The following is a 13,788-nucleotide window of genomic DNA, read 5'->3' as shown; positions in this document are numbered from 1 at the left end:
GGAGACGGGTCCGCCCTCGTTCCCAGGAGCAGCCGGATGACCCTGCCGTCCGCTCGGCGCACCGGGCGCCGCGCCTTCCTGACCGCCCTGGGCGTCGCCGCCACCGCGGGCGCCGCCGTCCCGGGCGCCGTCACCGCGGTCGCGGCGGCGTCCACGGGCGCTTCGGCCCGGCGGGCCGGTGCCGCCGCAGCGCCTCCCCCGGCGGGCGGCGCGCAGCGGCCCGCCGTGAAGCGGCAGATGCGCGGCCTGTGGATCGCCTGCCTGAACCACACGGACTGGCCCGGTCGCCACCGGCTCGACGCGGAGGTGGCCCGGGCGGACTTCACGGCGATCCTCGACCGGGCGCGGGCCACCGGGTTCAACGCGGTGTTCGTGCAGGTGCGCCCGACCGCCGACGCGCTGTGGCCCTCGCCGTTCGAGCCGTGGTCGCAGTGGCTCACCGGTGTCCAGGGCCAGGACCCGGGCTGGGATCCGCTGGGGTTCGCGGTCCGTGCCGCGCACGAGCGCGGCCTCGCCTTCCACGCCTGGTTCAACCCGTTCCGGATCGCGATCCACCCCGACCCGGCCCGCCTGGTGCCCGGCCATCCGGCCCGGCTCCACCCGGAGTGGGCGGTCGCCTACGACGGCGAGCTGTACTACAACCCCGGTATCCCCGCGGTCCGTTCCTTCGTCCAGCGGGCCATCCTGCACGCCGTCACCCGCTACGACGTCGACGGCGTTCACATCGACGACTACTTCTATCCCTATCCGTCGCACGACGGCCGGGAGTTCCCCGACGACGAGGCGTTCGCCGCGCACGGCCGCGGCTTCACCGACCGTGCGGCCTGGCGGCGCGACAACATCGATCTGACGGTCCGTCAGCTCCGTGACCGCGTACGCGCGGTACGGCCCGAAGCCGCCTACGGCATCAGCCCGTTCGGCGTCTGGCGCAACGCCACCTCCGACCCGGCGGGCTCCGCGACCGCCGCCCTGGAGGCCTACAGCGCGCAGTACTGCGACTCCCGCCGATGGGTGCGCCGGGGCTGGGTCGACTACATCGCGCCCCAGCTGTACTGGCACATCGGCTTCGGCATCGCCGACTACGCCGTCCTCGCGCCGTGGTGGGCCGAGCAGACGGCCGGCACCGACACCCAGCTGTGGATCGGCCAGTCCGCCTCCCGCCCCGGCGCCCCGGGACGCCCCGCCCCCTGGCAGGACCCGGCCGAGCTCTCCCGCCACCTCGCGCTCAACGCCACCCTGCCGGGCATCGGCGGCGACCTCTTCTTCAGCGCCCGCACCGCCCAGACCGACCGCATCGGCGCCGTCCGGCAGCTGGCCGCCGAGCACTGGACCCGGCCCGCCCTCGTACCGCTGCTGCCCCGCCTCGCGGCCGGCGCCCCGCCCGGGCGCCCGTCCGTACGCCTCGGCGCCGACCGCCGCACCGTGCAGGTCGTACCCTCCCCGCACACCGGACGTCCCCTGCCGTTCCAGTACGCCCTCTACCGGTACGACACCGACCCCGGCCCGCACCCTGCGCCGGACCCCGACCGCCTGGCCGCCCTGCTGCCCGCCCTCACCTCCGACCGCCACCGGCCGGCGGACGACGGAGCCGGTGCCTGGTACGCGGCAACCGCCGTGGACCGCGCCGGACGCGAGAGCCCGGCCGGTCCGCCCGTACGGCTCCCCGCACCCTGACCGCCGCGGGCACCGTGCGCACCGGCGCCTGCGGCCCTGCTGGCTGCCCTGCTGCCCTGCTGCCCCGGACGTCAGCCGCCGTCGACCCGGTGCAGGACCAGTCGGCGGATCTCGCGGGCGAGTTCGGACGAGTCGGCGCGGGACCTGCCCTCGGCGGCCATCAGGGCGGTGCCCAGGCTTCCGCGGTCGGCCCACGTGCAGGAGACGAGTTCCTCCACCAGCCCCTCGGCCGGGTCGGTGATCGAGACGCACCGCATCCGGCCACCGTACGGGCCGGGGTCGGCCTCCCAGGGGGCGTTGACCACGATCGCCGTGTCGGGCAGGACGGACGCGTCCTCCACCACGCTTCCGGGCATGCGGTGGAAGTCGCCCACCGCACCCGCGACGAGAACCGTGACGCCGCCCGTGCCGTCGTCCCCGTAGGCGGCGCCGAAGGACCGGATGTCGTCCGACGCCCAGACCGACCCGAGCTGATCGGCGAGGACGGCGGCGGGGGTGCCGAACTGCCTCTGCCACGCGCGCAGGGCGGGCGGCGGATCCGCCGTGTAGCGCGGGTACGCGCGGTAGTCGGCGCCGGACCAGGCCGCGGCGCCCACCGCCGACCCCGCCACCACGGTGACGGCCAGCGCGGCGAGCGCCCACTCCCGCGCGGAGCGACGCGGCACGGGTGGCAGCGGTGGCCGGGCCACGGAGGCGGGCGCGCCGGGTTCAGGTACACGGGGTGCAGGTGCGCCGGATGCGGGTGCGCCGACGGCCGGGATCGCCGCGTCCGGTGCCGCGTGGGCGGGCGCTCCGCCGGCCTCGGCCCGCTGCCGGGCGGCGTCGAGAAGCCTGCGGAGGAGGTACGACGGCAGCACGAACGGCGGGAGCAGCAGGCACAGCGCCCAGCCGGGCCAGTGAAAGGCAGGCACCGCGAGCATCGCCAGGCCCGCCCCCACGGCCAGTGCGGCTCCGGTGCCCGACGGCGCCCGGACGAGCGGTCGCAGGAGCCGGCCGCCCGGACGGGACAGCGCTGCCACGGTCTCGGCGAGCACGGCGTACCGCGCACCGGCGGCCTCCCCCGCACCTTCGGGCGGCACCCCGTCGTCGGACCGCGCCGCGGCGGGGAGGGCGACGCGGCCGGGGGCGGGCCCGGCGGGCGGGCGGCGGACCGTGGAATGATCGGCTTCGTCCGTACCCGGGGCCGTGCCGTCGGCCTCCGCACCGTCATGCAGGAGCAGCAGTGACCGAGCCGTCCGGCCCGCACCGGCGCATCGCCGACACCATCCGCCCGGCCATGATGGAGGGGCTGCACGGCGCGACGCTCCACGGGAGCGACGGCGCGCAGCACATCGCCGCGTGGGTGGACTGGATCGCCGAGGCCGTCACCGTCCACGTGGTGCAGCCGATCGCCGACGAGCGCGACGCCTTCGCGGACCGGGTGGACACGCTCTCCCACGTGGCACAGAACCACAAGAAGGCGTACTCGGCCGCGGCCCGGGACGTGCAGCGGCTGGAGGCCCGGGTCGCCGAGCTGGAGGCGGAGGTGGAGCAGCTGCGCGAGGCCTCCCCCGACTCGCCCGGCAGCTGACCGCCCCGGGCGATCGTTCCGGGGCGGTCAGCTGCCGGGGCGGAAGTTCCACAGCACGTGGTTCACCACGCCGTGGGCGGCGCGTCGCCCCCGCGCCCGGCGACCGGGTCAGCGGGCTCACCCTCGGCGCCGACGACTACCTCGCCGAGCCGTTCCACTTCCCCGAGTCGATCCCGCGTCTCCGCGCACCCGCCCGCCGCCGACCCACGGCCCGGGCCCGGACGCTGCACGCCGCCGGGCTCGAACTCGACCCGGTGCGCCGGACAGCCCTCCGCGACGGCCGGCCGCTGGAGCTGTCCGTCAAGGAGTTCGCCGTCATGGAGGCCCTGCTGCGGGCCCGTCCGGGCTTCCTGAGCGCCGAGGGCCCGTCCGGGCTTCCTGAGCGCCGAGGGCCCGCCCGGCTGACCGTACGCCGTGGTCCCGCAGGCCCCGGGCCCTGCGGGACCAGGGGGACCGGGGGGACCCCCGGTCTCAGACGCGCTGCTCCGCCCGCGCCCGGTCGTCGGGGGTGGCGCGCGGACGCACGCCCACCGTGACGAGGGCGATCAGCGCGGCGGCCAGCAGACCGGCCCCGCCGACCAGCGCGCAGGTGTGCAGCGCGTCGGTGAAGCTCTCGGCGTAGGCGGTGTGGGCCTGCCGGGTGGCGTCCGGAGTGTCGAGGTGGAGGAACGCGCCCGCGTGGATGCCGGCGTGCGCGACCACGCCGAGGGCCTGGCTCCGGTCGGCGGCCCCCAGCCCGGAGTCGGCGAGATGCGTCGGCAGCGTGGCGAGCACCCGGTGGGTGAGGAGGACGCCGAAGACGGCGGGGCCGAACGCGCTGCCGATCTGGCGCAGGGCGCTGTTGGAGGCCGCGGCCGTCCCCGCGAGGTGGTGCGGCAGGCTGTTCATCGCGATCGTGGTGATCGGCGCCATGGCCAGCGCGATGCCGACGCCCAGGACCGCCATCACCGGGCTCGCACCGCCGATGGTGGTCGAGGCGTCGAAGAGGCGCACGCACAGGGCCCCTGCCGCGGCGACGACGAGGCCGGCCATCAGCACCGGCCCGGGAGACGTCCGGTTCATCAGGCGGCCGACGAGCGGTCCCAGCACGACGGTGAAGCCGTTGAGCGCGGCGAGGAGCACCCCGATGTCCCAGGTCGAGGCGTGGTGAACGAGCCCGAAGTACAGGCTCAGCGTGAAGACCAGGCCGACCTGGGTGAACAGGACGAGCGCCATCACGACCGCCGTCCCGGAGAACGCCGGCGACCGGAAGAGCCTCATGTCCAGCATCGGGCCCGGCGACCGCAGCTCCACCACGACGAAGGCCGGCAGGGCGACCGCAGCCACCACGAACGCGGCCACGACCGGCCCCGCCCCCCAGCCGGCACTCCCGCCCTCGATGACGCCGTAGACGAGCCCGGTGATGGCCACAGCGGCGAGGATCTGCCCTGGCACGTCCAGGTGCCGCTCGCGCGTCGACCGCGAGTCCTCCAGCACGACGGCTCCCACCGCGAGGCACAGCACGCCGAGCACCAGCGAGGGCAGGAAGATCCACCGCCAGGTCGCGTGCTCGACGATCGCGCCGTTGATCAGCGGGCCGAGCGTCAGCCCGAGGCCGAGGGAGGCCGTCCACAGCGCGATCGCCGTCGCCCGCCCGCGCGGGTCCGGACGGACGTGGCTGATCAGCCCGAGCGTGGAGGGCAGCAGGGCGGCGGTGCCCACCCCGGCGAGCGCCTGCCCCACGCACACCTGCACGACGCCGTCGGCCGTCAGGCAGACCAGGCAGCCGAGCGCGAACACCGCCAGGCCGCCGGCGTACGTCTTCTTCCGGCCGTACAGCTCACCGATGATCCCGAACGTCAGCAGCAGCGCCGCGGTCGGCAGGATGAACGCGTCGGTGATCCATTGGAGTCCCTCGGTCGAGGCGTCGAGACCCTGCTGGATGACCGGGAGCGACGCCGAGACGCCGACCACCGGCAGGTACCCGACGAAGATCCCGAAGCAGGCCAGCGCGACGGTGACGGTGCCGTGGCGCGGCGGGACGGCCGGGGAGGAGTGCGGCGAGGCGGGCGAGGCTATGGCTGACATGGTCCCTCGGAAGGCCGTGGTGCGTGCGGGGGTGGCTGGAGGACGGCAGAGCACCTGGATCGGGCGGGCACGCGGCCCGTCCGGTCCTCGTGGGGGCGGACCGGCCCTCCTCCGGGGAAGCCGCTTCGGACTGTATACCGGCCGGGTCGTGGCGCTGTCGCCGGACCGGCAGGCCCGAAGGCCGCGCCACCTGCACCGCTCCACCCGCACCGGGCCTCGGCCGACCCGTCCACTCGTGTGCTCCGGTCACCCCGTCACGTGGGTCGGCCCCTCAGGACGGACACTCGGGACGGACGCTCGGGACGGACCCTCAGGAGGCCGGCTCGAACCTGTCGGAGCGCCGGTCACCGGTGGCGTCCTCGATCCGGCGGACCGATTCCATGAGCGTGTGGCCGAGCGGGAGCTGTCGGCGGTGCCGGTGCGCGAGGTGCACGAGATCGCCCCACCGGTCCTCCACCCAGGCACGCCCCGCCTCGTCGCGGAGCCGGACCAGGTCGGAGGTCTCCGCCAGGGCGCTCCGCTGCTCCTCGTCGAGGAGCAGCTCCCAGCGGTGGCGATCGGCCTCGCGGGGCGGCGGCGGCGCGCACAGGACGGTACGGAGTGCGGCGATCCGGGCGGCCGCTGCCTCGCGGAGCCCCTGTGCGAGGAGGTCGGCGTGCTGGGAGACGGGCGTGATCATCCGGTCACCGTAGCGCCGCCGCCCGCGTTCCGGGGACGCGACAGGCCGAGTGCCGCACGACCCGCGGTTCGCACTGATGTTCCGTCAGCAGCCCTCGCCCGATGGGCAGTCAGGATCCCGCAGCCGCCCGGTCGGGCCCGAGGCGCCCCGATCCGGCCCGGGGCGGATCGGGGTCTGCCGGTCGGGTTCGGCAGGACGACGCTCCGGCGGAGGCGTTGCACCGCACCGGACGCGGCGGAAGTGGCCCAGGAACACGGCGTGGAAATGGACCTGTCGACCGGTCCACTCGGAGCCCTAGCCTCGGCCGGGTGAAGACCACAGTCGACTTCTACTTCGATCCGATCTGCCCGTTCGCCTGGATCACCTCCCGCTGGATCCTGGAGGTCGAACGGCACCGCGAGCTCGACCTGAACTTCCGCGTCATGAGCCTGTCCGTGCTCAACGAGGGCCGGGAGGACCTCCCCGAGCGCTACCGGCGGCTCCTCGACACGGGCTGGGGCCCCGTACGGGTGTGCATCGCCGCGGCCCAGCTCCACGGCGACCACGTGCTCCGCGACCTCTACACCGCCCTCGGCACCCGCCTCCACCCGGGGAACCGCGCCGCCGACGAGCAGGTCGTCCGGGAGGCGCTGGCGGAGGTCGGCCTGCCCGAGGACCTCGCCGCCGCGGCCGACAGCACCGAGTTCGACGACGCCCTGCGCAAGAGCCACCACGAGGGCATGGACCCCGTCGGCGAGGATGTCGGCACACCCACCATCCACGTCGACGGCACCGCCTTCTTCGGCCCCGTACTGACCGCCGTACCGCGCGGCGACGAGGCGGTCCGGGTCTTCGACGGCGTACGGCTCCTGGCGGGCCACCCCGCGTTCTTCGAGCTCAAGCGCACCCGGACGGGCTCGCTCGACTTCACCTGAGCCCCGGCCCCGCGCAACCGCCACCACCGATACCGCAGATACCGCAGATACCGCCGATTCCGATACCGATACCGACCCAGCGGGCCCGACCACCACGGTCGGGCCCGCTGTCGTGCGCCGGCAACTGCCACCGCCGCCCGCCGCCGCCCGCCGGAATCCGCCCGGCCGCGGCCGCCCCGACACCGGGAGCGCAGGATGTCGGCCGCATCCCACATACGTGAACTTCCATGCGCGCGAACCGTCTTGGGGCCGGGCAGCGCTCGGGCGACGGGACACGCGTCCGTACTGGAGATGTCCACCTGCTCGACCTGATCCTGTCAGGAGTGTGGACACCGGGTCGGGGAGTGGCTATGTTTCCGGCAATTCACATAGGTCAACGCCGTCCACACATGTGAATCACTGCAGGACGGCAGCGGCGCGGCCACAGGCCGTCGGAGAGCCGGGAGGCCGAACGACATGCACACCCTGGACTGGCTGGTTCTGGGCGGGTACTTCCTCGTGATGGTGGCCATCGGCGTCTGGTCCCATGCCCGAGTGGGCACCGTCGAGGACTACTTCACCGCCGGCGGCAGGATGCCCTGGTGGCTCGCCGGCATCTCGCACCACATGTCCGGCTACAGCGCGATCATCTTCACCGGCTACGCCGGCATCTCCTACCTCTACGGCGCCACCTCCTACTGGACATGGGCCTTCCCCATCGCCCTGGGCGTCGGCGCCGGAGCGACGCTGTTCGCGCCACGGCTCAACCGGGTGCGCTCCAAGCTGCGCGTCGCCTCGCCGCTGGAGTTCCTCGCCGCACGCTTCAACGTGCCCACCCAGCAGGCGATCGCGTGGTCCGGCGGCCTGCTCAAGGTCGTCGACGTCGGCGCCAAGTGGGCCGCCATCTCCACCCTGCTGGCCACGTTCACCGGTCTCTCGATCCTGCAGGGCATCCTCCTCACCGGCGCCGTCACCGCGCTGTACTGCACGGTCGGCGGGCTCTGGGCCGACGCCCTCACCGAACTCGGCCAGTTCGTCATCCAGTTGGTCGCCGGGCTGGTCATGCTGATCGCCGTTCTCGCCAAGATCGGCGGCATCTCCGGCTTCTGGACGGTCTGGGACAAGCTGCCCGCCGGCCACGCCCACCCCGTCGCCGGCCCGTACACCACCGGGTTCCTGCTCGCCTTCCTGCTCATCAAGTCGCTGGAGTACAACGGCGGCATGTGGAACCAGGCGCAGCGCTACATGGCCGCGCCCGGTGCCGCCGAGGCCAAACGGGCAGCCCGCCTCTCGGCGGCGCTCTGGCTCGTCTGGCCCGCCGTGCTGTTCTTCCCGATGTGGGTGGCACCGCTGCTGGTGCACGCGCAGCGCCCGGACGCCTCCGACGCGTACGCGCTGCTCGCCGAGACGCTCATCCCGCACGGCCTGCTCGGGCTGGTGGTGGCGGGGTTCTTCTCGCACACCATGGCGATGTGCTCCTCGGACGCCAACGCCATCGCCGCCGTCTTCACACGCGACGTCATCCCGGTGTTCTCCCGCACCGCCCGTGCCTGGAACGTGCGCGCCGGGCTGCTCGCGGCCCGGATCGCCACCGTCGCGTTCATCGGCCTGTCGATGGCGGTCGCGACGCAGGTCAACTCGCCGACGTTCCACGACATCATCACCGTGGTGATCAAGTGGGTCGCCGGGCTGATCGGCCCCATCTCGATCCCGCTGCTGCTCGGCACCCTGCCGTTCTTCCGCCGCTCGGGCCCGACCGCCGCCCTGACCTCCTGGTCGGTGGGCCTGTTCGCCTTCTGGCTCACCAACTACGGCATCTCGGGCCTGCCGACGTCCGTGTCGACCGCGACTCCGGTGCTGACCTCGCTCGTGCTGTTCACCCTGATCGGCTTCCTCCGCCCGGAGGACACCCCCGAGCGGCTCGCCGTCCTCGCCGCCGTCAACGACGACGACGCCCCGGCACCGCCACGACGCACGGCGGTACCGGTCGCCGAGTGAACCCGTCGGCGGGCACCGGCTGTTCACGGGGCAGCCGGTGCCCGCCGACAGCGGGCCGGACGACGGGCCCGACGACGGGTCAGGCCTCCGGCGCCATGTCGTAGGTGAGGAACGGCGTGCGGGTGGCGACCTGGTCGTACTTGGCGCGGGCCCGGTAGTTGTCGTCGGCCGTGATCCATCGGACGGTGTTCCAGCCCCGCTCCGCCGCGATCGCGCGCAGCCGGGCGAAGAGGGCGTCCACCGCGCCGCCGCCGCGCGCGGCGGGATCCACGAACAGGTCGTCGAGGTAGCAGCCCACCCCGCCGCTCAGCGGCCGGGCGAACGGCCGGTAGTGGGCCAGACCGACAGGCGTGCCGTCGGCGCCCGCGACGATCAGGCAGTTCACCTCGTGCGACGGATCGCCGATCCACGACCAGACCATCGCGAACCGCTCGTCCGTGATCTCCACCCGGTAGAACTCACCGTACTGGCGGAAGAGTTCACGCCAGGCGGTGAAGTCGCCCCCCTCGGCCGGGCGGACGGTCCAACGGGGTTCGGCGGTCATGATCGGTCTCCCGGGTTCGGTCGGCGTGTCGGTCCATTCTGGAGGGTCGTCCGCCCGGGACGGACCCCGGGCTTCGGCAGGTCGGGGCGGCGGCGGTCCACCGCCGCCCGCCCGCCCGCCGCGCGGCCTCAACCGATGGCGACCACGCGCGCCCAGTCGGGTGGTGCGTCCGGCGCGTAGTCGGGGTCGTCCTCGTCCGGGCCGCCGCTCGATCCGGGCCGGTCGAACAGGCCGACCACCGTCCGGCAGGGGGGACGCGTGTCCGGCCAGTCCGTCTGGCCGTCGGTCAGCACGACCACGACGTCCGGTCGGTGCTGCGCCCGGAGGGCTGCGGCGAAGCCGGTCCGGAGGTCCGTGCCGCCACCGCCCACCAGGGGAATGCCCTCGGCGCGGCAGAGCGGGTGCACGACCCGGGCGGCCGCGTCGCAGGACAGGACGGTGATCAGGTCGCGCCGTCCGCCGACGGCCCGTGAGATCGCGGCGACCTCCAGGAGTGCGCTGCCGAGTTCGGCGTCGCTGACCGACCCGGACGTGTCGATGACCACGCTCACCCGGGGCGGTCTGCGCCGTAGGCTCGGCAGCACCACGCCGGGCAGTCCGGCCGAACGCCGCGCGGGCCGGCCGTAGGTGTAGTCGTCGCCCGCGCCGGGGCCGGTGACCGCCGAGCGGACCGCCGCGCCGAGCAGTTCCCGCCACGGCTGCGGCGGGTGGAACGCCTCCTCGGCCCACCGCTGCCACCCCTGCGAGATGTTCCCCGGCCGGGCGGTGACGCCCTGCGCGACCCGGAACCGCACCGCGTCCCGTTCCTGGGCGCTGAGGCCGTACGCGCCGTCCGGTCCGAGGTCCCATGCGCGTTCGTGTCCGTCTGCGCCGCTGCCGCAGTCCAGCCACGCCAGGTCCTGCGTCCACGGCCCGAGCCGGAACTGCCGGAGGTAGTCCTCCATGAGCTCCCCGTCGCCCAGCCCCAGGCTGCCCGGCCGGACGGCGCCCTCCGGGCTCACGAGCCCGTCCCCGTAGGCGTCGTCGTTGATCTCGCAGTCGGCGGCGATGTTCATGCGCAGCCGTTCGCCCGGCCCGGTGAGTCCGAGTTCCCGGGCGACCCGGTCGCTGCGCCCGTGGTGGTCGCGGAGCAGGTGCGACACCTCGTGCACCCACACCGCGGCGAGTTCGTCCACCGGTGTCCGGGCGACGAACGTCGGCGAGGCGTAGCACCGCCAGTACCGGTCGACGGCCATCGTCGGCACCGTCCGCGACTCCACGGTGTGCAGCGCGAACAGCGCCGTCGCCAGGTACGGCCGCACCCGGGCGGCGTACAGCCGGGCAGTGTAGAGCTTGTCGAGGTCCAGGGCTTCCGTGGCCTCCCGGGCGCCCCGCGCCACCCGCGCCACCGGCTTGACCGGCTTGACCGGCTTCATCGGCTTGACCGGCTTCATCGGCTTCATCGGCTTCATCGGCCGACCTTCGTCGCGGACCCGGTCCGGGCGGCCACCAGGTCCGCCGTGCGGTCGGCCCTCCGGGAGAGCGCCACCGCCCCGGCGAAACGCTCGATCGCCTCCGGCACGTCCCAGTCCTCCCGGCGCAGTGCGGCGAGGGTGGTCGCGGGGACGACCACCAGGTCGGGGGCCCCGGTCTCCAGGGCCCGCACGAGGAGGGCCCATGCCGCGTCCCAGCGGGACTTCTCCGGACGGTTGCGGACCGCCGCCACCACACCGTCGAGCACGGCCTGACGCAGATCGCCCCGCTCGGGCAGGGCGGCGCCCGCCGGGTCGGCGAGGAGCGACTCGGGGTCCGGGAGGTCCATCCTGTCCATGGCGGCCAGCAGTTCGAGCCCCGGGCCGTCGCCGACCGCGCCCCGGACGAGCACGGAGAGAACCTCGCGGGACGCGCCGGCGGCCGTCGCGAAGGCGATCAGGCAGAGGGCCATCTCCCAGCTGCGGGGTGACGGCCAGGCGCCGCCCCGGCGGGTCTCCGTGGTGGGCAGCCGGTGCACGATCGCGGGGCGGGCGGCGAGGAGCCCGCAGACGGCGCGGCGGGCGAGCTCCACGGCCTCCGGGAGCCCGGCCGGGTCGAGCTGCGGCAGCGTGGCCCGGGGCCACGTCCCGCCGAGCCCGCGCACCACCACGTCGTGGTCGTGGGTCCACTGCAGGTGGACGAACCGGTTGGCCAGCGGCGGGCTCAGCTCCCACCCGTCGGCCGCCGAGGACCGCGGGTTCGCAGCGGCCACGATCCTTACCCCGGGCGGCAGTTGCAGGGCACCGATCCGCCGTTCCAGGACGACGCGGAGCAGGGCGGCCTGGACGGCCGGCGGCGCGGTGGACAGTTCGTCGAGGAAGAGCAGCCCCCGGCCGGCCCGGACCAGCCGCACGGCCCAGTCCGGCGGGGCCATCGGGACCCCCTGCTCAGCGGGGTCGTCGCCCAGGATGGGCAGCCCGGAGAAGTCGGACGGCTCGTGCACGCTCGCGATCACGGTGGTGAGCGGGAGTTCAAGGGCCGCGGCGAGCTGGGTGAGCGCCGCGGTCTTGCCGATGCCCGGCTCCCCCCACAGGAGGACGGGCAGGTCGGCGGCCACGGCCAGGGTCAGGGCCTCCAGTTGGACGTCGGGGCGCGGTTCGGTGGTGTGGGTGCGCAGCAGGGCCAGCAGGTCGCCGGCGACGTCGAGCCGGGAGGCCCTGACCGGGTCGGAACCGGTGCCCGCCGGGGCGGACACGGTGTGCGCGGGCATGGCGGGAGCGGGCATGGCGGGAGCGGGCATGGCGGGAGCGGGCATGGTCATGGGCATCGTCGATCACCTCAGGAGTCGTGGTGGGCCGCAGAACGGCAGGGGAAGGGATGTCCCCGGAGTCAGTGGAAGCGCACGTGGCGCGGGTGGGAGCGGCGCTCCCGCGGGCGGCGGCGGTCGGGCGCGACCTGGCCGGGCCCGGACAGACCGGCCCTGAACAGCCCGTACGCGATGCGCCGCTGCGCGGCCGCCTCCAGTTCGTCCCGGAGGGCGCCGCTGCGCAGTCGTGCGTCGGCTCCGAGCAGACCCTCGACGACGGCCAGCGCACCGGTGATGTCGCCGTGGCGCAGGCGCTCCCGGACGTCGGTGAGGCTCTCCGGGCTGCGGTGCGCCCGGTCGATCGCCTGCAGGCAGGGCAGCGGTGTGCCGGTCAGCTCGGCGAGCAGTTCCTCGCGGCGGATCTCGGCCGGGCCGTGGTCCAGCGCGGCGAGGACCCCGTCGACCAGGCCGATCCGGTGCCGGGCTCCCCGGCAGTCGACGAGGCGGGGCTGCCCCGCCTCGTCCCGGACCCCGGACGGTCCGGCCGGCGCACGGCCCGGGACGAGGGCCGAGGCGACCAGCGGATGCAGCCGGTCGGCCTCGACGGCGCCGGAGCGGAGCAGTTCGAGGTCGGGCAGCACCCACGTCGCCGCGTCGGGCAGCACGGGCAGCGCGTGCCTGCCGGTCGACGCCACGGCGTTCCGCAGGACGGGCGGGCCGGGGCGGGTGGCGTCCGTGCCCGGGTCGACGTCCACGTGCAGCCACCGTCGCGCCCCGAGCCGCACGGCGACGGCGGCGGCGGTACGAGGGCCGGGGGCGGCACCGCTGCCCGTGGGCCGGCCCTCGGCGCGGAGCAGGACGGCCGCCTCGGCCGCCCACCGATCGACGGCGCAGCCGTGCCCCTGTGGCAGGACCGCCGGCAGAGCGGGCGCCGTGGCGGGGTCGTCCTCCGAGGGGGGCCGGTCCGCTCCGGAGCGGGTCCGCAGTTCGGCGGCCCTGCGTGCGTCCCACAGGTGCGGGTGCAGGTCAAGGCGGAACCGCGGGTCGGGATGCGGGTGCGGGTGCGGGTGTCCGGGGGCGAAGCCTTCGCGGTGGGAGCCGTCCCACAGCGCGAGGCTGATCCGCTGACCGGCGTCCGCCCAGGCCGGTGGTGTCCGGGCCACGAGGTGCACCGGACGTCCGTCGTCGCCGTCCGCGACGCCGTACCGGGCCAGGGTGATCGTCAGACCCGGGCGCAGCAGGCCCCGGGGGGCGATCCTCGGCATGTGCCAGCGCAGCAGGTCGGGCGCCAGGTGGCGGAGGTCGGCCCGGATCCGGGCTGCGAGGTCGGCGCCGCGGGTGCGCGCCAGGGAGCGCAGGTCGACGTCGGGATCGATGTGTGCGGCGGTGCACGCGGCCGCCCAGTCGCCGGCCAGCCGGCGGGCGGTGGCAGCCTCGATCATGGAGGGCGGCACAGCGAATGCGCGTACGTGCAGCCAGAAGGAGAGTCGGGTTTCCTCGTTCGCGGTCTGAGTGGGCATCAGCACTCACCTTGCGCGGACGGGACCCCCATTCCGGGAGCGGAGTCGGTCGTCATGGGCGGGGAGCATAGCGCTCCGGCTCCCG

The 13,788-nt window shown here is 74.9% G+C and carries 10 protein-coding genes and 2 pseudogenes; 5 read left to right on the top strand and 7 right to left on the bottom strand.

Annotated elements, in window-relative coordinates; all coding sequences use genetic code 11:
• Positions 1 to 36: 36 nt before the first annotated feature.
• A pseudogene (locus OG335_RS33310) lies at positions 37 to 1,341 on the top strand (glycoside hydrolase family 10 protein); the annotation flags it as partial.
• A gap of 404 nt (positions 1,342 to 1,745) precedes the next feature.
• Here the strand turns inward: OG335_RS33310 and OG335_RS33305 are convergent.
• Positions 1,746 to 2,753, bottom strand: coding sequence for a hypothetical protein (locus tag OG335_RS33305; protein ID WP_405014861.1), 1,008 nt, complete (start codon positions 2,751 to 2,753; stop codon positions 1,746 to 1,748).
• A 143-nt stretch (positions 2,754 to 2,896) separates the two neighbouring features.
• On the opposite strand from OG335_RS33305, the gene OG335_RS33300 reads away from it, so the two are divergent.
• Together OG335_RS33300 and OG335_RS33295 are read left to right on the top strand one after the other, a co-directional pair.
• On the top strand, positions 2,897 to 3,244 hold the full coding sequence (locus tag OG335_RS33300; RefSeq protein ID WP_405014860.1) for a hypothetical protein: 348 nt from the start codon (positions 2,897 to 2,899) through the stop codon (positions 3,242 to 3,244).
• An 86-nt stretch (positions 3,245 to 3,330) separates the two neighbouring features.
• A pseudogene (locus OG335_RS33295) lies at positions 3,331 to 3,606 on the top strand (response regulator transcription factor); the annotation flags it as partial.
• Positions 3,607 to 3,715: 109 nt separating this feature from the next.
• Here OG335_RS33295 and OG335_RS33290 read toward each other — a convergent pair.
• Positions 3,716 to 5,311 (bottom strand): MFS transporter, encoded by a 1,596-nt coding sequence (locus OG335_RS33290; protein WP_405014859.1) that lies wholly within the window; start codon positions 5,309 to 5,311, stop codon positions 3,716 to 3,718.
• A 310-nt stretch (positions 5,312 to 5,621) separates the two neighbouring features.
• Positions 5,622 to 5,990: a hypothetical protein gene (locus OG335_RS33285; protein ID WP_405014858.1), complete on the bottom strand. Its 369-nt coding sequence runs from the start codon at positions 5,988 to 5,990 to the stop codon at positions 5,622 to 5,624.
• A 308-nt stretch (positions 5,991 to 6,298) separates the two neighbouring features.
• On the opposite strand from OG335_RS33285, the gene OG335_RS33280 reads away from it, so the two are divergent.
• Both OG335_RS33280 and OG335_RS33275 read left to right on the top strand, forming a co-directional pair.
• Entirely contained in the window at positions 6,299 to 6,904 is a 606-nt protein-coding gene (locus tag OG335_RS33280) for a disulfide bond formation protein DsbA (RefSeq protein WP_405014857.1), read from the top strand.
• Positions 6,905 to 7,360: 456 nt separating this feature from the next.
• On the top strand, positions 7,361 to 8,881 hold the full coding sequence (locus OG335_RS33275) for a sodium:solute symporter family protein (RefSeq protein WP_405014856.1): 1,521 nt from the start codon (positions 7,361 to 7,363) through the stop codon (positions 8,879 to 8,881).
• A gap of 79 nt (positions 8,882 to 8,960) precedes the next feature.
• On the opposite strand, the gene OG335_RS33270 is transcribed toward OG335_RS33275, so the two are convergent.
• From OG335_RS33270 to OG335_RS33255, 4 genes are all read right to left on the bottom strand, one after another.
• On the bottom strand, positions 8,961 to 9,425 hold the full coding sequence (locus OG335_RS33270) for a GNAT family N-acetyltransferase (protein WP_405014855.1): 465 nt from the start codon (positions 9,423 to 9,425) through the stop codon (positions 8,961 to 8,963).
• Between the two features lie 128 nt (positions 9,426 to 9,553).
• Positions 9,554 to 10,840: a DUF2201 family putative metallopeptidase gene (locus tag OG335_RS33265; RefSeq protein ID WP_405015612.1), complete on the bottom strand. Its 1,287-nt coding sequence runs from the start codon at positions 10,838 to 10,840 to the stop codon at positions 9,554 to 9,556.
• A gap of 32 nt (positions 10,841 to 10,872) precedes the next feature.
• On the bottom strand, positions 10,873 to 12,147 hold the full coding sequence (locus OG335_RS33260; protein ID WP_405015611.1) for an AAA family ATPase: 1,275 nt from the start codon (positions 12,145 to 12,147) through the stop codon (positions 10,873 to 10,875).
• A 119-nt stretch (positions 12,148 to 12,266) separates the two neighbouring features.
• A complete protein-coding gene (locus tag OG335_RS33255) occupies positions 12,267 to 13,703 on the bottom strand; it encodes a hypothetical protein (protein ID WP_405014854.1) in 1,437 nt (478 codons plus the stop codon).
• Positions 13,704 to 13,788: the final 85 nt, after the last annotated feature.

Source organism: Kitasatospora sp. NBC_01539, from assembly GCF_045040525.1.
In the GTDB taxonomy this organism is placed as follows: domain Bacteria; phylum Actinomycetota; class Actinomycetes; order Streptomycetales; family Streptomycetaceae; genus Kitasatospora.
This window is presented reverse-complemented; position numbering and strand designations above follow the sequence as displayed.